Origin of the sequence: Clostridium sp. CCUG 7971 (genome assembly GCF_017590215.1) — a bacterium.
Taxonomy (GTDB): domain Bacteria; phylum Bacillota; class Clostridia; order Peptostreptococcales; family Peptostreptococcaceae; genus Faecalimicrobium.
In genome coordinates, this window is sequence record NZ_JAFFPK010000082.1 from 1 (window position 1) to 20,599 (window position 20,599).

Annotated in this window: 21 protein-coding genes, 2 pseudogenes and 1 riboswitch; all 23 genes and pseudogenes read left to right on the forward strand. The window is 29.3% G+C overall.

Features of this window, described 5'->3' with window-relative positions; all coding sequences use genetic code 11:
* The first annotated feature begins 23 nt into the window (after window positions 1–23).
* The 23 genes and pseudogenes from flgL (JWF52_RS11175) (at window position 24) to JWF52_RS11285 (ending at window position 20,597) form a co-directional block, all read left to right on the forward strand.
* Window positions 24–1,232: a flagellar hook-associated protein FlgL gene (gene flgL, locus JWF52_RS11175; RefSeq protein ID WP_208333643.1), complete on the forward strand. Its 1,209-nt coding sequence runs from the start codon at window positions 24–26 to the stop codon at window positions 1,230–1,232.
* Between the two features lie 209 nt (window positions 1,233–1,441).
* A complete protein-coding gene (gene flgL / locus JWF52_RS11180) occupies window positions 1,442–2,623 on the forward strand; it encodes a flagellar hook-associated protein FlgL (protein ID WP_208333644.1) in 1,182 nt (393 codons plus the stop codon).
* 199 nt (window positions 2,624–2,822) lie between these two features.
* Window positions 2,823–2,906, forward strand: a riboswitch (cyclic di-GMP riboswitch).
* Window positions 2,907–3,401: 495 nt separating this feature from the next.
* The gene (locus JWF52_RS11185) at window positions 3,402–3,728 is read left to right on the forward strand and encodes a flagellar basal body protein (RefSeq protein ID WP_208333645.1); all 327 of its coding nucleotides are present in this window, start codon (window positions 3,402–3,404) and stop codon (window positions 3,726–3,728) included.
* 4 nt (window positions 3,729–3,732) lie between these two features.
* Window positions 3,733–4,137, forward strand: a complete 405-nt coding sequence (gene flgC / locus JWF52_RS11190; RefSeq protein ID WP_208333646.1) for a flagellar basal body rod protein FlgC — start codon at window positions 3,733–3,735, stop codon at window positions 4,135–4,137.
* Between the two features lie 20 nt (window positions 4,138–4,157).
* Window positions 4,158–4,460 carry a flagellar hook-basal body complex protein FliE gene (gene fliE / locus JWF52_RS11195; RefSeq protein ID WP_208333647.1) on the forward strand — a complete coding sequence of 101 codons (303 nt, stop codon included), beginning with the start codon at window positions 4,158–4,160 and terminating at the stop codon, window positions 4,458–4,460.
* Between the two features lie 22 nt (window positions 4,461–4,482).
* Window positions 4,483–6,042: a flagellar basal-body MS-ring/collar protein FliF gene (gene fliF, locus JWF52_RS11200; RefSeq protein WP_208333648.1), complete on the forward strand. Its 1,560-nt coding sequence runs from the start codon at window positions 4,483–4,485 to the stop codon at window positions 6,040–6,042.
* 16 nt (window positions 6,043–6,058) lie between these two features.
* On the forward strand, window positions 6,059–7,117 hold the full coding sequence (gene fliG, locus JWF52_RS11205; RefSeq protein WP_208333649.1) for a flagellar motor switch protein FliG: 1,059 nt from the start codon (window positions 6,059–6,061) through the stop codon (window positions 7,115–7,117).
* The gene (locus JWF52_RS11210; protein WP_208333650.1) at window positions 7,101–7,877 is read left to right on the forward strand and encodes a FliH/SctL family protein; all 777 of its coding nucleotides are present in this window, start codon (window positions 7,101–7,103) and stop codon (window positions 7,875–7,877) included. The genes fliG and JWF52_RS11210 overlap by 17 nt, the downstream gene beginning before the upstream one ends.
* Window positions 7,874–9,181, forward strand: a complete 1,308-nt coding sequence (gene fliI / locus JWF52_RS11215) for a flagellar protein export ATPase FliI (RefSeq protein ID WP_208333651.1) — start codon at window positions 7,874–7,876, stop codon at window positions 9,179–9,181. The genes JWF52_RS11210 and fliI overlap by 4 nt, the downstream gene beginning before the upstream one ends.
* Before the next feature lie 15 nt (window positions 9,182–9,196).
* Window positions 9,197–9,637: a flagellar export protein FliJ gene (fliJ, locus tag JWF52_RS11220; RefSeq protein WP_208333652.1), complete on the forward strand. Its 441-nt coding sequence runs from the start codon at window positions 9,197–9,199 to the stop codon at window positions 9,635–9,637.
* Between the two features lie 13 nt (window positions 9,638–9,650).
* Entirely contained in the window at window positions 9,651–10,859 is a 1,209-nt protein-coding gene (locus JWF52_RS11225; RefSeq protein WP_208333653.1) for a flagellar hook-length control protein FliK, read from the forward strand.
* A gap of 10 nt (window positions 10,860–10,869) precedes the next feature.
* A complete protein-coding gene (locus tag JWF52_RS11230; protein ID WP_208333654.1) occupies window positions 10,870–11,394 on the forward strand; it encodes a flagellar hook assembly protein FlgD in 525 nt (174 codons plus the stop codon).
* A 4-nt stretch (window positions 11,395–11,398) separates the two neighbouring features.
* Complete coding sequence (locus JWF52_RS11235) at window positions 11,399–12,247, forward strand: flagellar hook-basal body protein (protein WP_208333655.1); 849 nt, start codon at window positions 11,399–11,401, stop codon at window positions 12,245–12,247.
* Between the two features lie 15 nt (window positions 12,248–12,262).
* Window positions 12,263–13,081, forward strand: coding sequence for a motility protein A (locus tag JWF52_RS11240; RefSeq protein WP_208333656.1), 819 nt, complete (start codon window positions 12,263–12,265; stop codon window positions 13,079–13,081).
* Window positions 13,071–13,832 (forward strand): flagellar motor protein MotB, encoded by a 762-nt coding sequence (locus JWF52_RS11245; protein ID WP_208333657.1) that lies wholly within the window; start codon window positions 13,071–13,073, stop codon window positions 13,830–13,832. The genes JWF52_RS11240 and JWF52_RS11245 overlap by 11 nt, the downstream gene beginning before the upstream one ends.
* Before the next feature lie 7 nt (window positions 13,833–13,839).
* Entirely contained in the window at window positions 13,840–14,022 is a 183-nt protein-coding gene (locus tag JWF52_RS11250) for a hypothetical protein (RefSeq protein WP_208333658.1), read from the forward strand.
* Between the two features lie 14 nt (window positions 14,023–14,036).
* Window positions 14,037–14,246, forward strand: a complete 210-nt coding sequence (locus JWF52_RS11255; RefSeq protein WP_208333659.1) for a hypothetical protein — start codon at window positions 14,037–14,039, stop codon at window positions 14,244–14,246.
* Between the two features lie 91 nt (window positions 14,247–14,337).
* Window positions 14,338–14,894, forward strand: a pseudogene (fliP, locus tag JWF52_RS11260) (flagellar type III secretion system pore protein FliP).
* 14 nt (window positions 14,895–14,908) lie between these two features.
* Window positions 14,909–15,178: a flagellar biosynthesis protein FliQ gene (gene fliQ, locus JWF52_RS11265; protein WP_208333660.1), complete on the forward strand. Its 270-nt coding sequence runs from the start codon at window positions 14,909–14,911 to the stop codon at window positions 15,176–15,178.
* 8 nt (window positions 15,179–15,186) lie between these two features.
* Window positions 15,187–17,007: a fused FliR family export protein/FlhB family type III secretion system protein gene (locus JWF52_RS11270; protein WP_208333661.1), complete on the forward strand. Its 1,821-nt coding sequence runs from the start codon at window positions 15,187–15,189 to the stop codon at window positions 17,005–17,007.
* Window positions 17,008–17,021: 14 nt separating this feature from the next.
* On the forward strand, window positions 17,022–19,079 hold the full coding sequence (gene flhA / locus JWF52_RS11275; protein ID WP_208333662.1) for a flagellar biosynthesis protein FlhA: 2,058 nt from the start codon (window positions 17,022–17,024) through the stop codon (window positions 19,077–19,079).
* A 16-nt stretch (window positions 19,080–19,095) separates the two neighbouring features.
* Window positions 19,096–19,809 (forward strand): annotated as a pseudogene (locus JWF52_RS11280) (sigma-70 family RNA polymerase sigma factor).
* Between the two features lie 14 nt (window positions 19,810–19,823).
* Entirely contained in the window at window positions 19,824–20,597 is a 774-nt protein-coding gene (locus JWF52_RS11285) for a flagellar hook-basal body complex protein (protein WP_208333663.1), read from the forward strand.
* Window positions 20,598–20,599 lie beyond the last annotated feature (2 nt).

Here is a 20,599-nt window from a genome sequence, read left to right on the forward strand (position 1 = left end):
AAAAAACTAAGGAGGGTAACAAAATGAGAATAAACACTAATATGAATGCTATGATAGCATTAAACCAAATGGGTAAAAACGTAGGATTATCTGGTAAGTCAATGAACAAATTATCTTCAGGAGAAAGAATAAACAAAGCTGGAGATGATGCAGCAGGTCTTGCAATATCAGAAAAAATGAGAAGCCAATTAAGAGGATTAGAACAAGCGTCTAGAAATACTCAAGATGGTATATCAGTAGTTCAAACAGCAGAAGGTGCTATGGAAGAAGTTGGAAACATAGCTCAAAGAATGAGAGAATTATCTGTTCAATCTGCAAATGAAACTAACACTGGAGAAGATAGAGCTAAGATAACAGAAGAATTATCACAATTACATGATGAAATAAATAGAATAGCTGATTCAACTGAATTCAATAAGAAAAACTTATTAAACGGAACTGATTCAATAGGAAAAACTATAGATGTTAAACTTGAAGCTGCAACTGCTGATAAATTCTCTGTAGATGGTATAAAAGAATTAGGTCTTAAAGGTGATGTAGCATTAACAACATCTGCTGGTACTGGTTCAGGAAGTAAAATTTCTCTTAAAGTTGGAGCTGATACATTTGAATTAGATAAAGTAGGTACAGATACTACTGGTAAAGTAAAAGCAGGAGATTATACATTAAAGAAAGCTTCAGGAGAAACTATAAAACTTACAATAAAAGAAGATATGGCAGCAGCAGCAGCAGCTACTAAAATAGCAGTAGCTTCTGAAGCAGCTACTAAAATAGCAGTAGCTTCTGAAGCAGATATAAAAGGTCAATCTATAAACTTACAAGTTGGAGCTAACACTACAGATTCTCAAAAACTTAACGTTAAAGTACAAAATGTAAGTACAGAAACTTTAGGATTAGGGACTGATAAAAAAGCTATAGAAAAGATGAACAAAGAAGGAAATGATGGAACTGTTGCAGCTAAAGCTATGATAGATTCTTTAGATAAAGCATTAGAAACAATAAATACTTCAAGAGCTAACTTAGGGGCAACTCAAAATAGATTAGAAACTGCTCAATCTAACTTAAGTACTTCAAGTGAAAACTTAACAGCAGCAGAATCAAGAATAAGAGACGTAGATGTTGCTAAAGAAATGATGAACTTATCTAAGTTAAACTTATTAACTCAAGCTTCTCAAGCTATGATGGCTCAAGCTAAAGCTCAACCAGAAGGTGTAATGCAATTATTAAGATAATTGTATCTATAATTTAACAAAAATAGACATAATTTTAAATTATGTCTATTTTTTATCTTTATTATAAAAAAAATAAAAAAATTAATAAAAAAGTGTAAAGTTTTATTAAAATATGTCGATATACTATATTGTAAGTATACTTAACTAAGTATTTTTACATAAATTAAAAGACATGGATGTCATTAAAATAAACTAAGGAGGGTAACATAATGAGAATAAACACTAATATGAATGCTATGATAGCATTAAACCAAATGGGAAAAAATGTAGGATTATCTGGTAAGTCAATGAATAAATTATCTTCAGGAGAAAGAATAAACAAAGCTGGAGATGATGCAGCAGGTCTTGCAATATCAGAAAAAATGAGAAGTCAATTAAGAGGATTAGAACAAGCATCTAGAAATACTCAAGATGGTATATCAGTAGTTCAAACAGCAGAAGGTGCTATGGAAGAAGTTGGAAACATAGCTCAAAGAATGAGAGAATTATCTGTTCAATCTGCAAATGAAACTAACACTTCAGAAGATAGAGCTAAGATAACAGAAGAATTATCTCAATTACATGATGAAATAAACAGAATAGCTGATTCAACTGAATTCAATAAGAAAAACTTATTAAACGGAACTGATTCAATAGGAAAAACTATTGGTGTTAAAATGGAAGCGGGTGCAGGAGATAACTACTCTGTAGATGGGTTAAAAGAATATGGTAAAGCAGGAGATGTTAAATTAACTACAGGAGCTGGTACTGGTTCAGGAAGTAAAATAACTCTTAAAGTTGGAGCAGATGTATTTGAATTAGATAAAGTAGGTGCTGATACTACTGGTAAAGTAAAAGCAGGAGATTATACTTTAAAGAAAGCTTCAGGAGAAACTATAAAACTTACTATAAAAGCAGATCTTGCAGCAGCGGTAGCAGCTGATACTAAAATAGGGGCAGCAGCTGAAGAAGATATAAAAGGTCAATCTATAAACTTACAAGTTGGAGCTAACACTACAGATTCTCAAAAACTTAATGTTAAAGTACAAAACGTAAATACAGAATCTTTAGGATTAGGTGCTGATAAAAAAGCTATAGAAAAGATGAACAAAGAAGGAAATGATGGAACTGTTGCAGCTAGAGCTATGATAGATTCTTTAGATAAAGCATTAGAAACAATAAACACTTCAAGAGCTAACTTAGGAGCAACTCAAAATAGATTAGAAACTGCTCAATCTAACTTAAGTACTTCAAGTGAAAACTTAACAGCAGCAGAATCAAGAATAAGAGACGTAGATGTTGCTAAAGAAATGATGAATTTATCTAAGTTAAACTTATTAACTCAAGCTTCTCAAGCTATGATGGCTCAAGCTAAAGCTCAGCCAGAAGGTGTAATGCAATTATTAAGATAATTGTAGCTACAATTTAACAAAAATAGACATAATTCTAGATTATGTCTATTTTTATTTTGATTATAAATGAATGGAAAAATATTTTTATATTTTATCATATATATGTACATATATATGGGAAAATATGTACATATATATAGGAAAATATGTTATAATATAAGTATAGATGTTAAAATATGTATAAAAAGAACTAACAATAAAATTTAATAGGCAAACCTAGGGAAATCTAGGGACGCAAAACTATAGGGGCTAACGTTTTTAACTATGCCAGCCAGCTGCCGAAGAGTTAATAGACTTTTTGTTATCATTTTGATATAAAAAAATACTCTGCTGCAGAGTATTTTTTTTATATCAAAATCACTAATTATAATTACTACAACAAATTTAAAAATAATAAACATAATAAATTTATACAAACACTGAGAAATAATTAGAAGCTGATATATTTTGTCGCAAAAGATACAATATAGTAAAAAATATAAATATATTAGGGGAAGTATGAAAAAAATTGACAAAAAATGAAAAAATTGATAAAAATTGATAAAAATTGTAAATTTTTGTTAGAATCCATACAATTATCTCGAAAAAAGAGTTATAATATATATAGATATGATTTAGGAAAAATAATCCAAACATAAGTATATAAAAGTGTAGTGTAAAATGTATTTTTAATTTTGTTCTAGTTTTGTGGATTGTATTACACATGAATTATAATGCCATGAAATAATGTAAACTACTCTTTCGGAGTAGTTTTTTAGATTAAAAAATAGGAGGGGCTATGAGTATATATAATTTATTAAAAGTCGGTCTAGATGCAACAGACTTAAGAGGTAAGGTTATTTCAAATAATGTGGCGAATATAAATACGCCAAATTATAAAAGAAAGTATGTAAGTTTTGAAGAAAGCCTAAAAGGTAAAATGAATGATAAGGCTAAAATAGAAGTCAAAACAGATGAGGATTCAATAGTTAGATTAGATGGTAACAATATTGATTTAGAAAGTGAAAAAGTAAATCAGGCAGCAACAACTCTTCAATATAATGCTCTAGTTAATATAACTAATATCAAAATAGCAATGATTAAAAGTGTAATATCAGGGAGGTAATTAAATGAATATTTTTAGTGGTATGAGAATAAGTGCTAGTGGACTTTCAGCAGAAAGAATGAGAATTGATACTATATCATCAAATGTAGCAAATTTAAAGACGACAAGAACAAAAAATGGTGGAGCTTATAGACGTAAAGTAGCAGTATTTCAAGAAAATTTTGATGAAAAATTAGGGATGTTAGGTGTAAAAACAGTAGCGATAGAAGAAGACAAATCTCCATTGAGAAAACTATACAAACCGAATCATCCTGATGCAGATGCTCAAGGATATGTTGAATACCCAAATGTGGATATGCTTACAGAACGAGCAGATGTATTATCAGCAATGAGAAGTTATGAATCTAATGTGGAAACTTTAAATGCTCAAAAGAATATGATTTCAAAAGCTTTAGAAATAGGTAGATAAATATAAATTTGGAGGAAGTTATGCAATCAATTACAAGTATAGGGACAAATCAAAATATATTTGCAAAAGGAATAAAAAATGAGGTAGTAAACACTCAAGAAAAAAATGATTTTTCGCAAATTATAGAAAATGCTATACACAAAGTTAATGATTACCAAGTGAATGCGAATAGTTCTATAGAAGGTATGGTGAAGGGTGAAGGATCAAGCATGCATAAAGTAATGTTATCAGTTCAAGAGTCGCAAATTTCAATGCAACTAATGTTAGAAGTTAGAAATAAACTATATGAGGCTTATCAAGAAGTAAATAGGGTACAATTGTAGTCTATTGACAAGGAGTATGTAGATGAATTTAAAAGAAATTACACAAAAAATAAAGGATTTTATAGGCACTAAAAAACAACAGTTTATAGAACTTAAAAAAGAAAAGAAAATAGCAATTATAGTTGCAGTGGTAGCTGGTATATTAGCAATAATATTTGGAGCAGGGTATTTAAAAGAAAGTAAATATAAAGTACTTTTCTCAGGTTTAGATTCTAATGATGCAGCATCTATAACAAAAGAACTTGAAAGTAAAAAAGTTGATACTCAAATAAAAGGTAATAGTATATATGTACCAAAAAATGAAGTTGATAAATTAAGACTTGAGCTATCAAAAAATATATCAAATGGATCAAAAGGTTTTGAAATTATGGATGAAGGTTCATCTTTTGGTATGACGGATGAAGAATTCAAAATAAAAAAACAAAGAATGGCTCAAGGAGAAATTGAAAAAACAATAAAAACATTCCCTCAAGTGGATAATGCAAGAGTGCATATAACTGAAGGAAAAGAGTCTGTATTTGCTAAGGAAAGCATACCAGGAAAGGCAGCTGTATCTATTGATCTAAAACCTGGAGAAAGTTTAGAATCTGATCAAATAAGATCAATAATGTCTCTAGTTTCAGCAAGTACTCTTAATGTACCAAAGCAAAATGTAGAAGTTGTAGACCAAAATATGAAGCTTTTATCAGAAGGATTATTTGATGAAGATGGAAAAATAAAAGCAGCAAATTCTAATGGATTAGACATATCTAGAAAAGCAGAAAAAGAGTTAAGCTCAGACCTAGAAAGATCTATTATTGGACTTTTAGAGCCTATCTTTGGAAAAGGAAAGGTAAAAGCTACTGTTAATGCTGATTTAAATTTTGATACTAGAGAGAAGACAGAAATAGTAGTAGATCCTAATAAAGTTATAGTAAAAGAAGCAAGAAGCAATAACCAAACTACAGAAGCAGCAAACACTGGTGGCGCTGTTGATAATAATATGAACAATGTAGGTAAGGACAACAAATCTACTTTGGACAACAAAGAAGAAAATATAGAATACGAAGTTGGAAAAACAGAGACTAAGACTATAAAAGCTCAAGGTGAAGTAAATAAAATAACTGCATCAGTTGCCATTGACGGAAACGTAGGAGCAGCAGAAACAAGAAAAATAGAAAATATGGTAGCTAATACTATCGGAATGAATAAAGATAGAGGAGACGATATTGCAGTAGTAGCTATGGACTTTAACATGAATTCAGCTAAGGATAATAAGTCAGACATGATGAAAGAAGACGAAGGAATAAATAAGATGTTAAAGATGACAGGTTATATAGTAGGAGGTTTATTACTACTTTTAGTGGCAGTTCTTACAACTCTTTATATACGTAAGAAAAAGGGCTTAAGCAAAGAAGAAATATTAGATGAAGACAATGAAATAGATTTAATAAATCAAAAATTAGAAGAAATGGAACAAAACAGATTAAAGAATGTTGAAGAAGATGATGAGAACATTACATTAGAAGATGAAGTTAGAAATTATGCTTCTGAAAATCCAGAACAAGTAACAGAGCTAATTAAAAGCTGGTTAAACGAGTAGAAGGTGGTTGTTTATTTTGCAAAAGGAAATTAGTAAATCAGGAAATGCATTTGACTTAGGTGATATACCAAAAGTAAGAAAAGTTACTGGCGCAAGAAAGGCAGCAGTTCTTTTAATGACTTTAGGAACGGATATATCTTCCGATATAATAAAAAATTTAACTGACAAAAAGATACAAAGAGTAGGTGTAGAAATAGCGAATATACACACAGTAAGATCTAGAGAAAGAAGGGAAATCCTTCAAGAATTTATAGAACTTAATAAAGGGAAAGAGTTTGTTTTAGAAGGTGGTATAGATTATGCCAAATCATTACTTAATGGTGCCTTAGGCAATCAAAGGGCTAATAAGCTTTTAGAGGGTATTAAGTATGATGCTTATACAAAGTTATTTATGTCAGCTAGAAGAGCTGAACCAGAACAAATTCTTTCGTGTATACAAGGTGAGAGTTCTCAAACTATAGCTATAATTCTTTCTCATATTCAACCAGATAAAGCAGCAGTAATTTTAAGTGAACTGCCAGAAAAAATAAAAAATGAAGTGTCTTTAAAAATAGGTAGTATATCATCGATATCTCCAAATATTATAAAGGCTATAGATAAAGCTGTTGAATATAAGTTATCAAGATTAGGTCAAAGAGAGAAAGAAAGCTCAGGTGGAGTTGATAGCTTAGTAGATATATTAAGTAGTGTAGATAGAAAAACAGAAAAGAGTATTATAAATTATATAGAACAAAAAGATAGTGATTTAGCTGAAGAAATTAAATCTAATATGTTTATATTTGATGATATTGTCAGACTTGACAATACAGCTATTCAAAGAATACTTAAAGAAGTTAATGTTAAGGATATCGCATTTGCACTTAAAGGTTCTTCAAAAGATGTTGCAAATGTTATATTCAAAAATCAATCACAAAGGGCATCTCAAGCACTTAAAGAAGAAATTGATTTATTAGGTAAAGTTAAAATATCTCAAGTTGAAGAGTCTCAACAAACTATTGTTAATATAGTAAGAAGACTTGAAGATGATGGAGCTATAACATTATCTAGAGGTTCAGACGATGAATTTATCATTTAAGGAGAGTAAAATAATACGTTCATCGGATGTAAGTGTTAAAGGTAAAATAATTTTACACAATAATATTATCAGTAAAGTTAAAATTGAAGAACAAAAAAATATAGAAGAAGAACTTACAAAAAAAGATGAAGAGCTAAAAAGTAAAATTTTAGAGGCAGAAAATAAATATAAAGAAATGCTTTCAAAGGCTAATGAAGAGAGCTTGAATATTATAGAAGAAAGTAAAAATAAAGCTTCAGAAATAGAAAAGAATGCTTATGAACAAGGCTATAACCAAGGGAGTAAAAATGGTTATGAAGATGGATATAAAGAAGCCTATGAAGACAACGTTGAAAAAGCAAAAACAGATGCTGAAAATATATTAAAAAACGCTAATAATGTTTTAGAAGAAGCTAAAAATTATGTGATTGAATATCTAAAAGAAAATAAAAAACAAATATTAGAATTAAGTGTAAGTATAGCAGAACAAGTTTTAAGAGAAAAATTTACAGAAACATCTTTTATGGATAATATGATACTTAATGTAATTGAAGAGTATGAACTTAAAGAGAATTTTATTATAAAAACAAATTCTATATATAAAGAAAGCTTACAAAAACAAATTTTAGAACTTAAAGAAAGTTACAAAATTAATGGTGAGATATTTGTCTTAGGAGATGAATCTGTTGAGCAGGGAAATGCAATAATAGAAACTTCTAAAGGTAAATTAATCATTGGAGTTGACTCTGTTTTAAAAGAAATAAAAGAGGAGTTATTATGATTAATATAGATTTTGAAAGATTAATAAAAAAGGTTAAAGATATACCCGCTATTAGATCTGAGGGAAAAGTAAAAAAAATAATTGGTCTTACTGTAGAGGTAGAGGGAATCAAAAGTTTCGTTGGTGAATTATGTACTGTATACAATCAATTAGAACATCCAATAGACTGCGAAGTAGTAGGATTTAAGGATGGGGATGTTATACTTATGCCACTTGGAGAATTAACAGGAATTGGACCAGGGTGCAGAGTTGTAGCAAGAGGTATACCATTAAGTGTTAAATGTAGTGATGAATTATTAGGAAGAGTTCTTGATGGGGTTGGAAATCCCATAGATGAAAGTTCTATAACGTCAGGCGAAAGATATAGTCTTTTTAATCAACCTCCAGATCCAATGAAAAGAAAAAGAATTACACAGGTAATGCCTACGGGAATAAGAGCTATTGATGGATTTTTAACTTGTGGTGAAGGTCAAAGAATAGGTATATTTGCAGGTAGTGGAGTTGGTAAAAGTACTACTTTAGGAATGATTGCAAGAACTGCAAAAGCAGATGTGAATGTAATTGCTCTTATAGGAGAAAGAGGAAGAGAAGTATTAGACTTTATAGAAAGAGACTTAGGTGAAGAAGGTATGAAAAAATCAGTGGTAGTTTGTGCTACTTCTGATAAATCACCACTAGTAAGATTAAAAGGTGCCTTAACAGCTACTTCAATAGCTGAATATTTTAGAGATCAAGGTAAAAAAGTCATTTTGATGATGGATTCTGTTACAAGATTTGCAATGGCACAAAGAGAAGTTGGACTTGCTATAGGAGAACCACCTGCACAGAAAGGATATACACCATCGGTATTTGCGATGCTTCCTAAATTAATGGAAAGAACAGGTTTATCTGATAAAGGTTCTATAACAGCTTTTTATACAGTATTAGTTGACGGTGATGATTTTAATGAACCTATAGCGGATACAGTTAGAGGTATTTTAGATGGACATATAGTTTTATCTAGAGAATTAGCACATAAAAATCATTACCCAGCTATAGATATTTTAAATAGTGTTAGTAGACTTATGAACGAGATTTGTGAAGATGAGCATAAACAATCGGCATCATTTGCAAGAGATATTATTGCTACTTATAAAGAAGCTGAAGATTTGATCAATATAGGTGCTTATGAAAAAGGTTCAAATAAAAATATAGATATGTCTATTGCATACATAGATAAAATAAATAGTTTTTTAAAGCAAAGAGTAGAAGAAAATACATCCTTTGATGATAGCAAACAAATGCTAAGCACCATGTTCGACTAAAGGAGAGATGACTAAGTGGAAAAATTTAAATTCAGACTTCAAAAAGTATTAGATATAAAGTTGAAAAATGAAGAAGAAAGTAAGCTTAAATATACCCAAGCTCAAAGTAAAAAGCGAACGGTTGAACAAAGTTTATCTAACTTACAACTAAGCTATAACAAGCATTCAGATATAAGTAATATTAAGGATGTTATTACACAAAAAATAACTATTAATTATTTATCTTCTTTAACCCAGTCTATAAAATCAACAGCAGAGCAATTGGAAAAAGAGACCATTAAAGTAAAAGAGGCAAAAGATGATTTTATAGAAAAGCAGATAGAACGAAAATCTTTAGAAAAACTTAAAGAAAGTAAAATAGAAAAATTAAAAAAAGAAGAAGAAAGAAAAGAACAAATAATTAATGATGAATTTGCATTATATGCATTTATAAGAAATAGAGTAGAGTTGGCATAAAAGGATGGTTAATATGGATTTAAATATATCAACAGAAATTTTAAATAATTTCTCAAATTTAATTGATTTGCAAGATATTAATAAGGGCAGCTCAGTATTTCAAGATATTTTAAATGATTCAATAAATCTTGGCGATTTAATAGATTTAAAAGAAGATTTAAACTTAGAAATTGAAAAAGATGATGATGACTTGATTGATGATGAATTACTTCAAAGTATGTTAATTAATTTAAAAACTATAGATTTTGAAGAATTTGTAAAAATAAAGGATAATATATCTTTAAATTTAGAACAATTTACTAAAAATAATGATGGATTTACAAAACTTTCAGATAAAGAGGTCGAGGTTTTAGGTAAATTAAATAAGTTATTAGATGAAATTAAAACAGATAAAAACTTTTCGATAGATATAAAAGATTTTGAAGTAAAACAAAAAGCTTTTACTTTAATAAAAGAAGAGTTAAAAGAGTTAAAAGAATCAAATGCAGATATAAAATTATCAGATAAAAAGCCTTTGGAAAGATCAGACCATAAGAATCTAAGTTTAGATATGAAAGAAGAACTTTATAAGCTTGAATCATATGACAAATTTGAAGTTAGCAGTTTATATAATAAAAAAAATATATTGAAAAGTAACGTAGATTCTAGCTCTAATAATAAGGACTTAAAAACTTTAGAAAATATTTTAGACAAGGATGATAATAACTTTATTATGCAAAGTAGTAATTTACATCCAGCCAATTTAAATATTAAAAAAGATATAAGCTTAAGAGAATTGCCAGTAAATAATATAAGGCAAGAATTTATAAGCGAAGATATTATAAAAACTGTTAAATATTTAAAGTCGAATAATATGGAAGAAATAAATATAAAAATAAGTCCAAGAGAATTAGGAGATATGACAATAAAGCTTGTAAAGAGCCCAGAAGAGACAAAAGTATTGATTACCATAAGTAAAGAGGATGTATTCGAATTGGTACATAAAAATACTCAGGATATAGTTAAACATTTAACTGATGCAAATATAAAGATTAAAGAAGTAGTTGTAGATATAAAAAGTAATAATGACAAATTTTTCTCTAGTAATCTAAATCAGGAATTTAGTAGAAGAAATCAAGAAAATAAAAAGAGAAGAAATAAATATGAAGCATCTTCTATTGAAGAAATAGATACTATAAAAGAAGATAATATAGATGAAGATAATATAAATATATTAATTTAGAGGTGTGGGTATGAATAATGTAATAGCTCAAGGGAAAGAAATAACCCCGATTAAGAGTAAGTCTTATGACAAAACTGAAAAGGGAACACCAATAGTTATGCCAGGGCAAGAAATGAATAAAAATATGTTTTTCAAACTGTTATCTGCTCAAATGTCAAATCCGGATCCAATGAATCAGCAAGATCCGACTCAATATGTAACACAGTTGGCTCAATTTACTATGTTAGAAGAGATGATGTCTTTTAATCAAGGGATGGAGTATCTTATAGGGATGCAAAATGGACTTCTTGCAAATTCTGCTTTAAGTACAGCATCATCTTTAATAGATAAAAATGTAGAAGTATATGCACCTGTGGAAGATGGAACAGAATCTGAAAGTACACCAAAAACTTATACAGGTGATGTTAAAGGGGTACATATCAAAGATGGTGTTGTTTACTTAGACATTAAATTAGATGAAACTGGAGAGACAAAATCATTTGAATATGGATCTCTTAAAAAAATAAATGAAAATGTAGAAAAAAAGGGAGAATAAAATAATGTTAAGATCAATGTATTCAGGAATAAGTGGAATGAAAGCGAATCAAACAAAAATGGACGTTGTTGGAAACAATGTTGCTAATGTAGGAACTACTGCTTTCAAAAAATCGGGAACAAGATTTACAGATGCACTAAATCAATCAGTTTTATATGCGAGTGCTCCAGGTGGTGGAGTAGGAGGGGTTAACCCAAGTCAAGTTGGTATAGGTGCTAAGGTAAGTGGAATTTTCAAAAATATGAAGCAAGGATCATTACAACCAACAGGAAGACCAACAGATTTAGCTATAGATGGAGATGGATTCTTTATCGTTGAAACAGCTCCAGGACAAAAAGGTTACACAAGAGATGGATCATTTAGTTTAGATATGAATGGTAATTTAGTAACATCTGAAGGGTATAAAGTTTTAGACAAAGATGGAAAAGCAATTGAAATACCTAAAGAAATGACTGCAGGAGGAGTTAAAAAGAAAGTACTTTCATTTAACTTCTCTAAAGAAGGAAAAATATCGTACCTTTTAGAAGATGGAACAAAAATGCCAGAACTTAAGCCAGATGGAACTCCAGTAGACCCAACAAAGCAACAAGTTGTAGGGGTAGCAACATTCCAAAATGCAGAGGGGTTAGAATTATTAGGTGGAAATATATATGGAGTTTCAGCTAACTCAGGAACACCAGTTATTAATAAAGTTTTTGGTCATATAACTCAGGGATCTGTAGAAATGTCAAATGTTGATTTATCTGAAGAATTTACAGAGATGATAGTTACGACTAGAGCCTTCCAAGCTGCAAGTAAGGTAATAACAACTAGTGACGAATTATTACAAGAGATAATAAATCTTAAGAGATAGTAAGAGAGGAATAAAATGAAAAAACAAGATATCCTAACACCAATAGGTTTAATTTTAGCAGTAGGGTTAGTTATATTTGGAGCAATGCAAGGAAAATCAGGACTTGGTATATTTTTCGATCCTGCATCCATAGCTATAACTATAGGAGGATCTTTTGCATCTGTACTTATAACATTCTCTAGTGATGACCTTAAAAAGATAATAAAAATACTAAGAACAAGCTTTACATCTCACAACATATACAAGATAGATTTAGTAGACCAGTTTAAAGAATTATCAAGAAAAGTAAGAAAAGATGGAGTTTTATCAATAGAATCAGAAGTAAATGAAATTGAAGATAATTTTTTAAGAAAAGGCCTAGAATTAGTAATAGATGGTCTAGAACCAGATACAATAAAAGAAATATTAGAATTAGAAATGCTAGAAATAGAAGGTGGCTATAATAAAGGCTCAAAAATATTTAAGGTTTGGGGTACTTATGCCCCGGCCTTTGGTATGATAGGTACCTTAATGGGTCTTATTCAAATGTTAGCAGGAGGTTTGGGATCTGCAGATGCTATAGCAAGTGGAATGTCTGTAGCTCTTATAACTACACTTTATGGATCTTTACTTGCAAATATAGTATTAAATCCAGTCGGATTTAATATTCAAAGTAAGGGAGAAAAAGAAATAGAGTATAGAGAAATGATGTTAACAGGAATAATGAGTATTCAGGATGGAGATAGCACAAGAGTAATAGAAGAGAAAATGATAACATTCTTAACTGTAGAAGAAAAGCGCAAATATTATACTAGGGAAGTTGATAGTGAAGGAGTGAGCGTAAATGCAGTCTAGAAGAAAGAAAAAAAGTTTTGACGATGATATAAATCCAGATAGTTGGCTTGCAACCTATGCTGATACTATAACATTATTACTTACATTTTTTATTCTTCTATATTCAATTTCATCTGTTGATAGCGAAAAATTAAAACAACTTACTAAATCTCTGCAAAATTCATTATCACCAACAGGGGCAGTGGAAGTTGCAGAAATTGAAAATATTACAGATTTAAAAGTTCAAGGTGGAAATACAGAGTACGAAAATTTATCTGAAAAGCTAAACAAAGTAATAAATGATAATGCTCTTACAGATGTTATCAAAATAAGAGAAGAAGAAAGAGGTATAGTGCTTCAATTAGACGAGACTATATTGTTTGATCCAGGAAAAGCAAAGTTAAAAGAAGATACTCAAGGTGTGCTAGAAGCTATAACAACAATAATAAATAGTACAGAAAATGATGTATTAATTGAAGGAAATACAGATAATGTACCTATGAAAACAGCTCAGTATGGATCTAACTGGGAGCTATCAACAGCGAGAGCTGTTAGCGTTGTAAGGCACTTTGTTGAGTCAAAAAGTATTGATCCAAGAAGATTTTCTGTTAAAGGATATGGAGAATACAAGCCTTTAGTGGCAAATGATACACCTGAAAACAGAGCTATAAACAGAAGAGTTGATATACTTATTGTAGAGCAAAAGGTAAAAAAAGATACAAAGGATACAAAGAATACAAAAGAGATTAAGGAAACAAAGGAGATAAAGTAAAAACATCATGGATGATATATTACAATACTTAATAAACTTAAGTATATTTGTACCGATTATTATTATATTAATAGTGGTATCTATAAGACTTAGCAAGTCAAACCTAGAGCGTATAGGTATATATAAATATGTTAATGTCATAGAAAGAACAAGCTTAAATAAAGATACAGACGTATTTGTATTAAAATAGGAGATGAAGGTTGTGTGATAATGTCATCACCTTCATCAATAGAAAAAATTAAAGATTTAAATATAGAAGAAATAAATAATTTAGAGCATAAAAAAGAAGAAATTAAAAAAGTTAATGCATTTAAGTTTAATATAGATAAAAATAATATAAAAAAATTAAACTTAAAAAAACTAAACTTAAATAAATTAAATTTAAAGGAGAAAAAAAATGGAGACACTAGGTAACCTTTTATCAAATCCACAGGAACTTACTCCTTTAATTCAGCTCTTTATAATGATGACACTTTTAATGTTTTTACCAACTGTTATATTTATGATGACAAGTTTTGTAAGAATAATAATTACATTCTCTTTTTTAAAATCAGCACTTGGAGCTCAACAATCTATTCCAAATCAAGTGTTAATTGGAATTGCAATGGCACTTACAATATTTATAATGGCTCCAACAGTAAAAAATATAAATGAGAATGCAGTAAAACCGTACATAGCTGAAAAAATTAAATTTGAAGAAGCAATAAAAGAAGCAGAAGTGCCAATAAGAGAATTTTTACTAAATCAAACGAGGGAAGAAGATATAAAACTATTTGTAGAAAGTGCAGATGTTAAAAAAGCTGAACTAACAAAAAAAAATATGCCATTATATGTTTTAGTACCAGCATTTGCAATAAGTGAATTAAAAACATCATTTCAAATAGGATTTTTAATTTACTTACCATTTTATTAATAGATTTAGTAGTATCAAGTACACTAATGTCTATGGGGATGTTTATGCTTCCACCTGTTATGATATCTTTACCATTTAAACTTTTGTTATTCATAATGGTAGATGGATGGAATTTATTAATTAAATCTTTACTTTTAAGCTTCTCATAAAAGGAGATACAACTATGAATGAAAATGTAGTAATGAGTATAGTAAAAGAAGCTTTGTTTACAAGTATGTTAGTTGGAGGACCAATACTTATACTATCTTTAGTAGTAGGATTACTTATAAGTATATTTCAGGCAACAACACAGATACAAGAACAGACATTAACGTTTGTACCTAAATTAATAGTTATAGCATTAACATTAGCAGTAGGTGGAAATTGGATGTTACATGAAATTATGAAATTCACAACAAAGATTATGAATATGATATCAATGATAAATAAATAGGTACAAAATTGATACTTATATTTATTAGGTTAATAACATTTTTTAGTTCTATAAATGTTATATTTCCATCAGGTACACCAAATATATTCAAAGTTGGTTTTTCTTTATTTGTATCAGTTGTAATATCTTTTACTATAAATATAGATGTAAACATAGCAAGTACGGTAGATTTGATTAATTATTCAGCAATGGAGACTGTAACGGGACTAGTACTAGGATTTATAACTAGTATATGCTTCAGTAGTTTAAAAGTAGGAGGTAGCTTAATAGACCAACAACTTGGACTATCAATGGTAAATATATATGATCCAAACAGTAAGGATCAATCTACACTAGTAGAAAATATTCTATATTGGATGGGTATAATAATATTTTTTAGCATGAATGGTCATCACATGTTAATAGAAGGAATACAAAAAAGCTTCAAGTTAGTTCCATTAGGGCAATCAATACTTAGTAATAATTTTACATATGTAATAAATGTTTTTATAGAGTACTTTATCATCGGTTTTAAAATAGCTGTACCTATAATATTATCTCTTATTATAGCGGATTTAATAATGGGACTTATATCAAGGAGTGTCCCTCAACTAAATGTAATGGTTATTGGTATGCCTTTGAAAATATTAGTAGGGATTATGTTTTTCATTATCGCGCTACCGTTTATATTAAGTCAAGTACATAATTTATTTAATAAAATACCAGATGTATTAGATGGAACCCTCGCATTAAAAAATAGTTTTATAGGACCGATGGCTGTTATGTTATCTACTGGAGATAAAACAGAAGAACCTACAGCTAAAAAAAAGAAAGATGCGAGAAAAAAGGGAAATATAGCGAAGAGTAGAGAAGTGCCAACAGCATTTACATTAGTTGGGATTTTGCTTATAGTTTACATCATGTCAGATTATATAATATTGGAAATAAAAAAATCTTTAGCTGCATTTTTAAGCATGGATTTTGGGGCAAATATGGATTTTAATATGCTTAAAGTATTATTTACTAATTTAGGTATGACATTTATGAAGGTATTCTTGCCAATAGGGTTGGTAATTATAGTATTCGGGGTTGTAGGACATATTATGCAATCAGGTTTATTATTTACAGGAGAAACTTTGAAACCTAAGTTATCAAAGTTAAATCCAATCAATGGATTTAAAAATATGTTTTCAGCAAAAGCCCTAGGAAATATGATAAAAAGTATAGCTATTATAGTAGTACTTTTTATCATAGGATATTCATTTATGACAAAAAACTTTGAGGGCATTATGAAAATTGGAGATGTGTACTTACCATATTTAATGCCTAGTACGATGGAGCTTATAAAGCAACTATTAAAAGATATATGCTTAGCAGTAATTGTTATTTCAGTGTTTGACTTTGTATATCAAAAATATACACATAAAAAAGATTTAAAAATGACAAAGCAAGAAGTCAAGGAAGAATATAAACAAATAGAGGGGAATCCTCAATTAAAATCAAAAATAAAACAAAAGCAAAGAGAAATGTCAGCTCAGAGAATGATGCAGGCTGTACCTTCATCTACAGTTATTGTAACCAATCCAACGCATATATCAATTGCTATAAGATATGAAAAAGGCAAAGATACTACTCCAATTATAGTTGCAAAGGGTGCGGATGTAATAGCATTTAAAATAAGAGAAATAGCTAAGGAACATGATATACCTATTATAGAAAATAAACCATTAGCTAGACTTATATATAAAGAAATAGAGGTAAACCAAGAAATACCTGAAGGTATGTATCAAGAAGTAGCAGAAGTCTTAGTGGCTGTTTATAAAATAAAAAATAGATATAAGAAGTTATAAAAAAGAGGTTTTAAATGGATAAGTTAAATTTTAAGAAGAGATTTGATATATTAGTTGGATTTGGAGTTATTGGAATTGTATTAATGATAATAATTCCGCTTCCACCGTTTTTACTAGATGTTATGTTATCAATTAATATAGGTTTTTCTGTACTAATATTATTGTTAACTCTTTTTTCTACAAACATATTAGAATTATCAATATTTCCTACAATACTTCTTGTAACTACATTGTTTAGACTGGCTCTAAATATATCGTCAACTAGACTTATACTTGGTCAAGGATATGCAGGTAATGTAATAGAATCCTTTGGAGAATTCGTTGTAGGCGGTAATTATGTTGTAGGTATAATTATATTTTTAATAATAGTAATAATCCAATTTGTTGTTATAACAAATGGTTCTAGTAGAGTATCTGAAGTATCTGCAAGATTTACATTAGATGCTATGCCTGGAAAACAAATGAGTATAGATGCAGACCTAAATGCAGGTATGCTAGATGATAAAACAGCTAGAAAAAGAAGGAGAGAGCTTCAACAAGAAGCAGATTTTTATGGAGCAATGGATGGTGCATCTAAATTCGTAAAAGGTGATGCTATAGCAGGTATAATAGTAACCACTATAAATATACTTGGTGGGATTATAATCGGTATAGTTATGCTTGAGATGAGCTTTCAAGAATCAGTTCAAACTTATATAAGACTTACAATAGGAGATGGGCTTGTAAGTCAAATACCTGCATTATTAATATCTACATCAGCAGGTATATTAGTAACAAGAGCAGATAGTGATGAAAACTTTGGTAACTTATTAGGAAAACAATTAATATCGATACCAAAGGCAATAGCCATGACAGGTATAGTTTTACTAATTTTAGGATTTATGCCAGGGCTTCCTAAATTATCATTCTTTTCACTAGGGTTAGGAGCTATATTTATAGCTTACTTATTAAATAAAGATGAAAAAAGTATAGAAGAAGAATATGAACAAATAAATAGCTCTGAACAAACTACAGAGGGAACAATAGAAATGGCAGAAGATGTTTCGACCCTTATAAATGTAGAACCAGTAGAGATTGAAATAGGATATGGACTAATTCCATTAGCAGATGAAAGTAGCGGAGGAGACTTATTACAAAGAATAGTGTCTGTTAGAAGACAATGTGCAATAGATATGGGAATAGTAGTTCAGCCCATAAGAATAAGAGATAACCTTCAACTAAATCCAAATCAATACAGTATAAAAATAAAAGGAAATATAGTTGTAACATATGACCTTATGCCTAATATGCTGCTTTGTATGAATCCAATGGGGATGAATATTGACATAGATGGTATAAAAACCAAAGAGCCAACATTTGGACTAGATGCCTTATGGATAAACAAAGATAAAGCAGAAGAAGCTGAATTATATGGACTTACAGTTGTTGATCCTACAACTATTTTAGTAACTCATTTACTTGAGATAATAAAAGAGAAATCTCATGAACTGATAGGTAGACAAGAAGTTAAAACTATAATAGATGCTACTAGAGAAAGATACAGTGCAGTTGTAGATGAATTAATACCTGATTTAATGACATTGGGTGAAGTGCAAAAAGTATTCCAAAATTTATTAAGAGAAAAAATAGCTATAAAGGATAGAGTTACAATTCTTGAAACTTTAGCAGATCATTCAAGGAATACTAAAGATATTGAACTACTTACTGAGTATGTAAGAATAGCAATGAGCAGAAGTATTTGTACAGATTTAGTAGATGAAAATAACGCTATAACCGTTGCCACTTTATCTATGGAAGTAGAAAATTTAATTAGTAATAATTTACAAAGATCAGTTAATGGAACATACCCAGCGGTAGATCCTGAAAGTACAAATAAAATATTTACAAGTATCCAAAGTTTAACAGATAGTATTAATTTTTACAACAATAGGCCGATATTAGTAGTATCACCAAAAATAAGAGCACCATTTAGAAAGTTAGTTGAAATGATATTTCCTAATATAACAATATTATCATTAAATGAAATACCTAATGATATTCAAATAAAGGCTCAAGGAGTAGTCAACATATAGCAAGGGGGTTAACAAATTGAATTTGTATAATCAAGAAGAATTTATAATTAACAATATGCCTCTTGTGAAGCATATAGCATCTAAATACTATACAAACAAGATAGGCATAGAATATGAAGATTTAGTAAGTTTAGGTGTCATGGGATTGATAGATGCAAGTAGCAAGTTTGATGCTGATAGAGGTGTGAAATTTTCAACATATGCATCTATTAGAATTTCATCTTTTATAATAGATGAAATAAGAAAACAGTCACCAGTATCTAGACTATATATAAAAAAAATAAATGAATATAATAAATAAGTTGAGAAACTACAAAATGATTTTTTTAGAGAACCAAATCTAAACGAAATATCAGATCATATGAAAATATCAAAACAAGAAGTGCATGATATAAAGATGAAGATAGGAAATTTAAGTACTTCATCACTAGATAGCACTATTTTTGAAGAAGAAAGTGAAGTTAAATTAATTGATACAATAAAAGAAAAAGAGAGCCTATCACCAAGTATATTAGTAGAAAAAGATGAACAACTAGAAGTTCTAGCAAAAGCTATAGATATGTTGAAAGAAAGAGATAGATTAGTAATATCTTTATATTATTATGAAGAGCTTAATTTAAAGGAAATAGGAATAATACTTGAAGTGTCAGAATCAAGGGTTTCTCAAATACATAGTAGGGCAATAGCAAATTTAAGAGAAAATATGAAAAAGCTAAAATATATAGATTAAAGGAGTGAAAAGTTATGTTAAGAGGAATTTATACATCTATTTCATCTATGATAAATTTACAAGCAAGACAAAGTATTATAACCAGTAACTTAGCTAATATAAGGACTAATGGATATAAGGGAGAAGAACTAGTATCAAAAAGTTTTGATGAAGTAATCTTATCAAATAATGATAATTACTCAAATGGAGTGCCTAAGCATCAAATATTAGGAGGATTAAGTTTAGGAATAAAAATAGATGACACTGTAACAAATTATAAACAAGGGGTACATAGATCTACAGAGAATAAAACGGATATTGCTTTAGATGGTAAAGGATTCTTCCAAATACAAGACTTCAGTGGGAAAAAATTTGTTACAAGAGATGGATCTTTTAAAATTAACAGCCAAGGATTTCTTGTAACAAATGCAGGTCATAATGTAATGGGAACGAATAAGATTACAGGTAATTTAGAGCCAATAAATGTAGGTAACGATAAATTTGTTGTTACTCCAGAAAATAATATAGTTGTAAATGGTGTAGATAAATATAGCTTTAGTGTTGTAGACTTTAACGATTATAATAGTTTAAGGAAAGTTGGAGATAATTTGTATTCTGGCGAAAACCCAATTAAAGCTAATAATTTTTATGTTAAGCAAGGTTACGTTGAAGGATCTAATGTAGATTACATAAGTGAAACAGCTAATTTAAGTGAAACACTTAGAGAATTTGAGGCTAATCAAAAGGTAGTACAAAGTATAGATTCAATACTTTATAAAATAGCAAATGAAATAGGAACAGTTAAATAAGG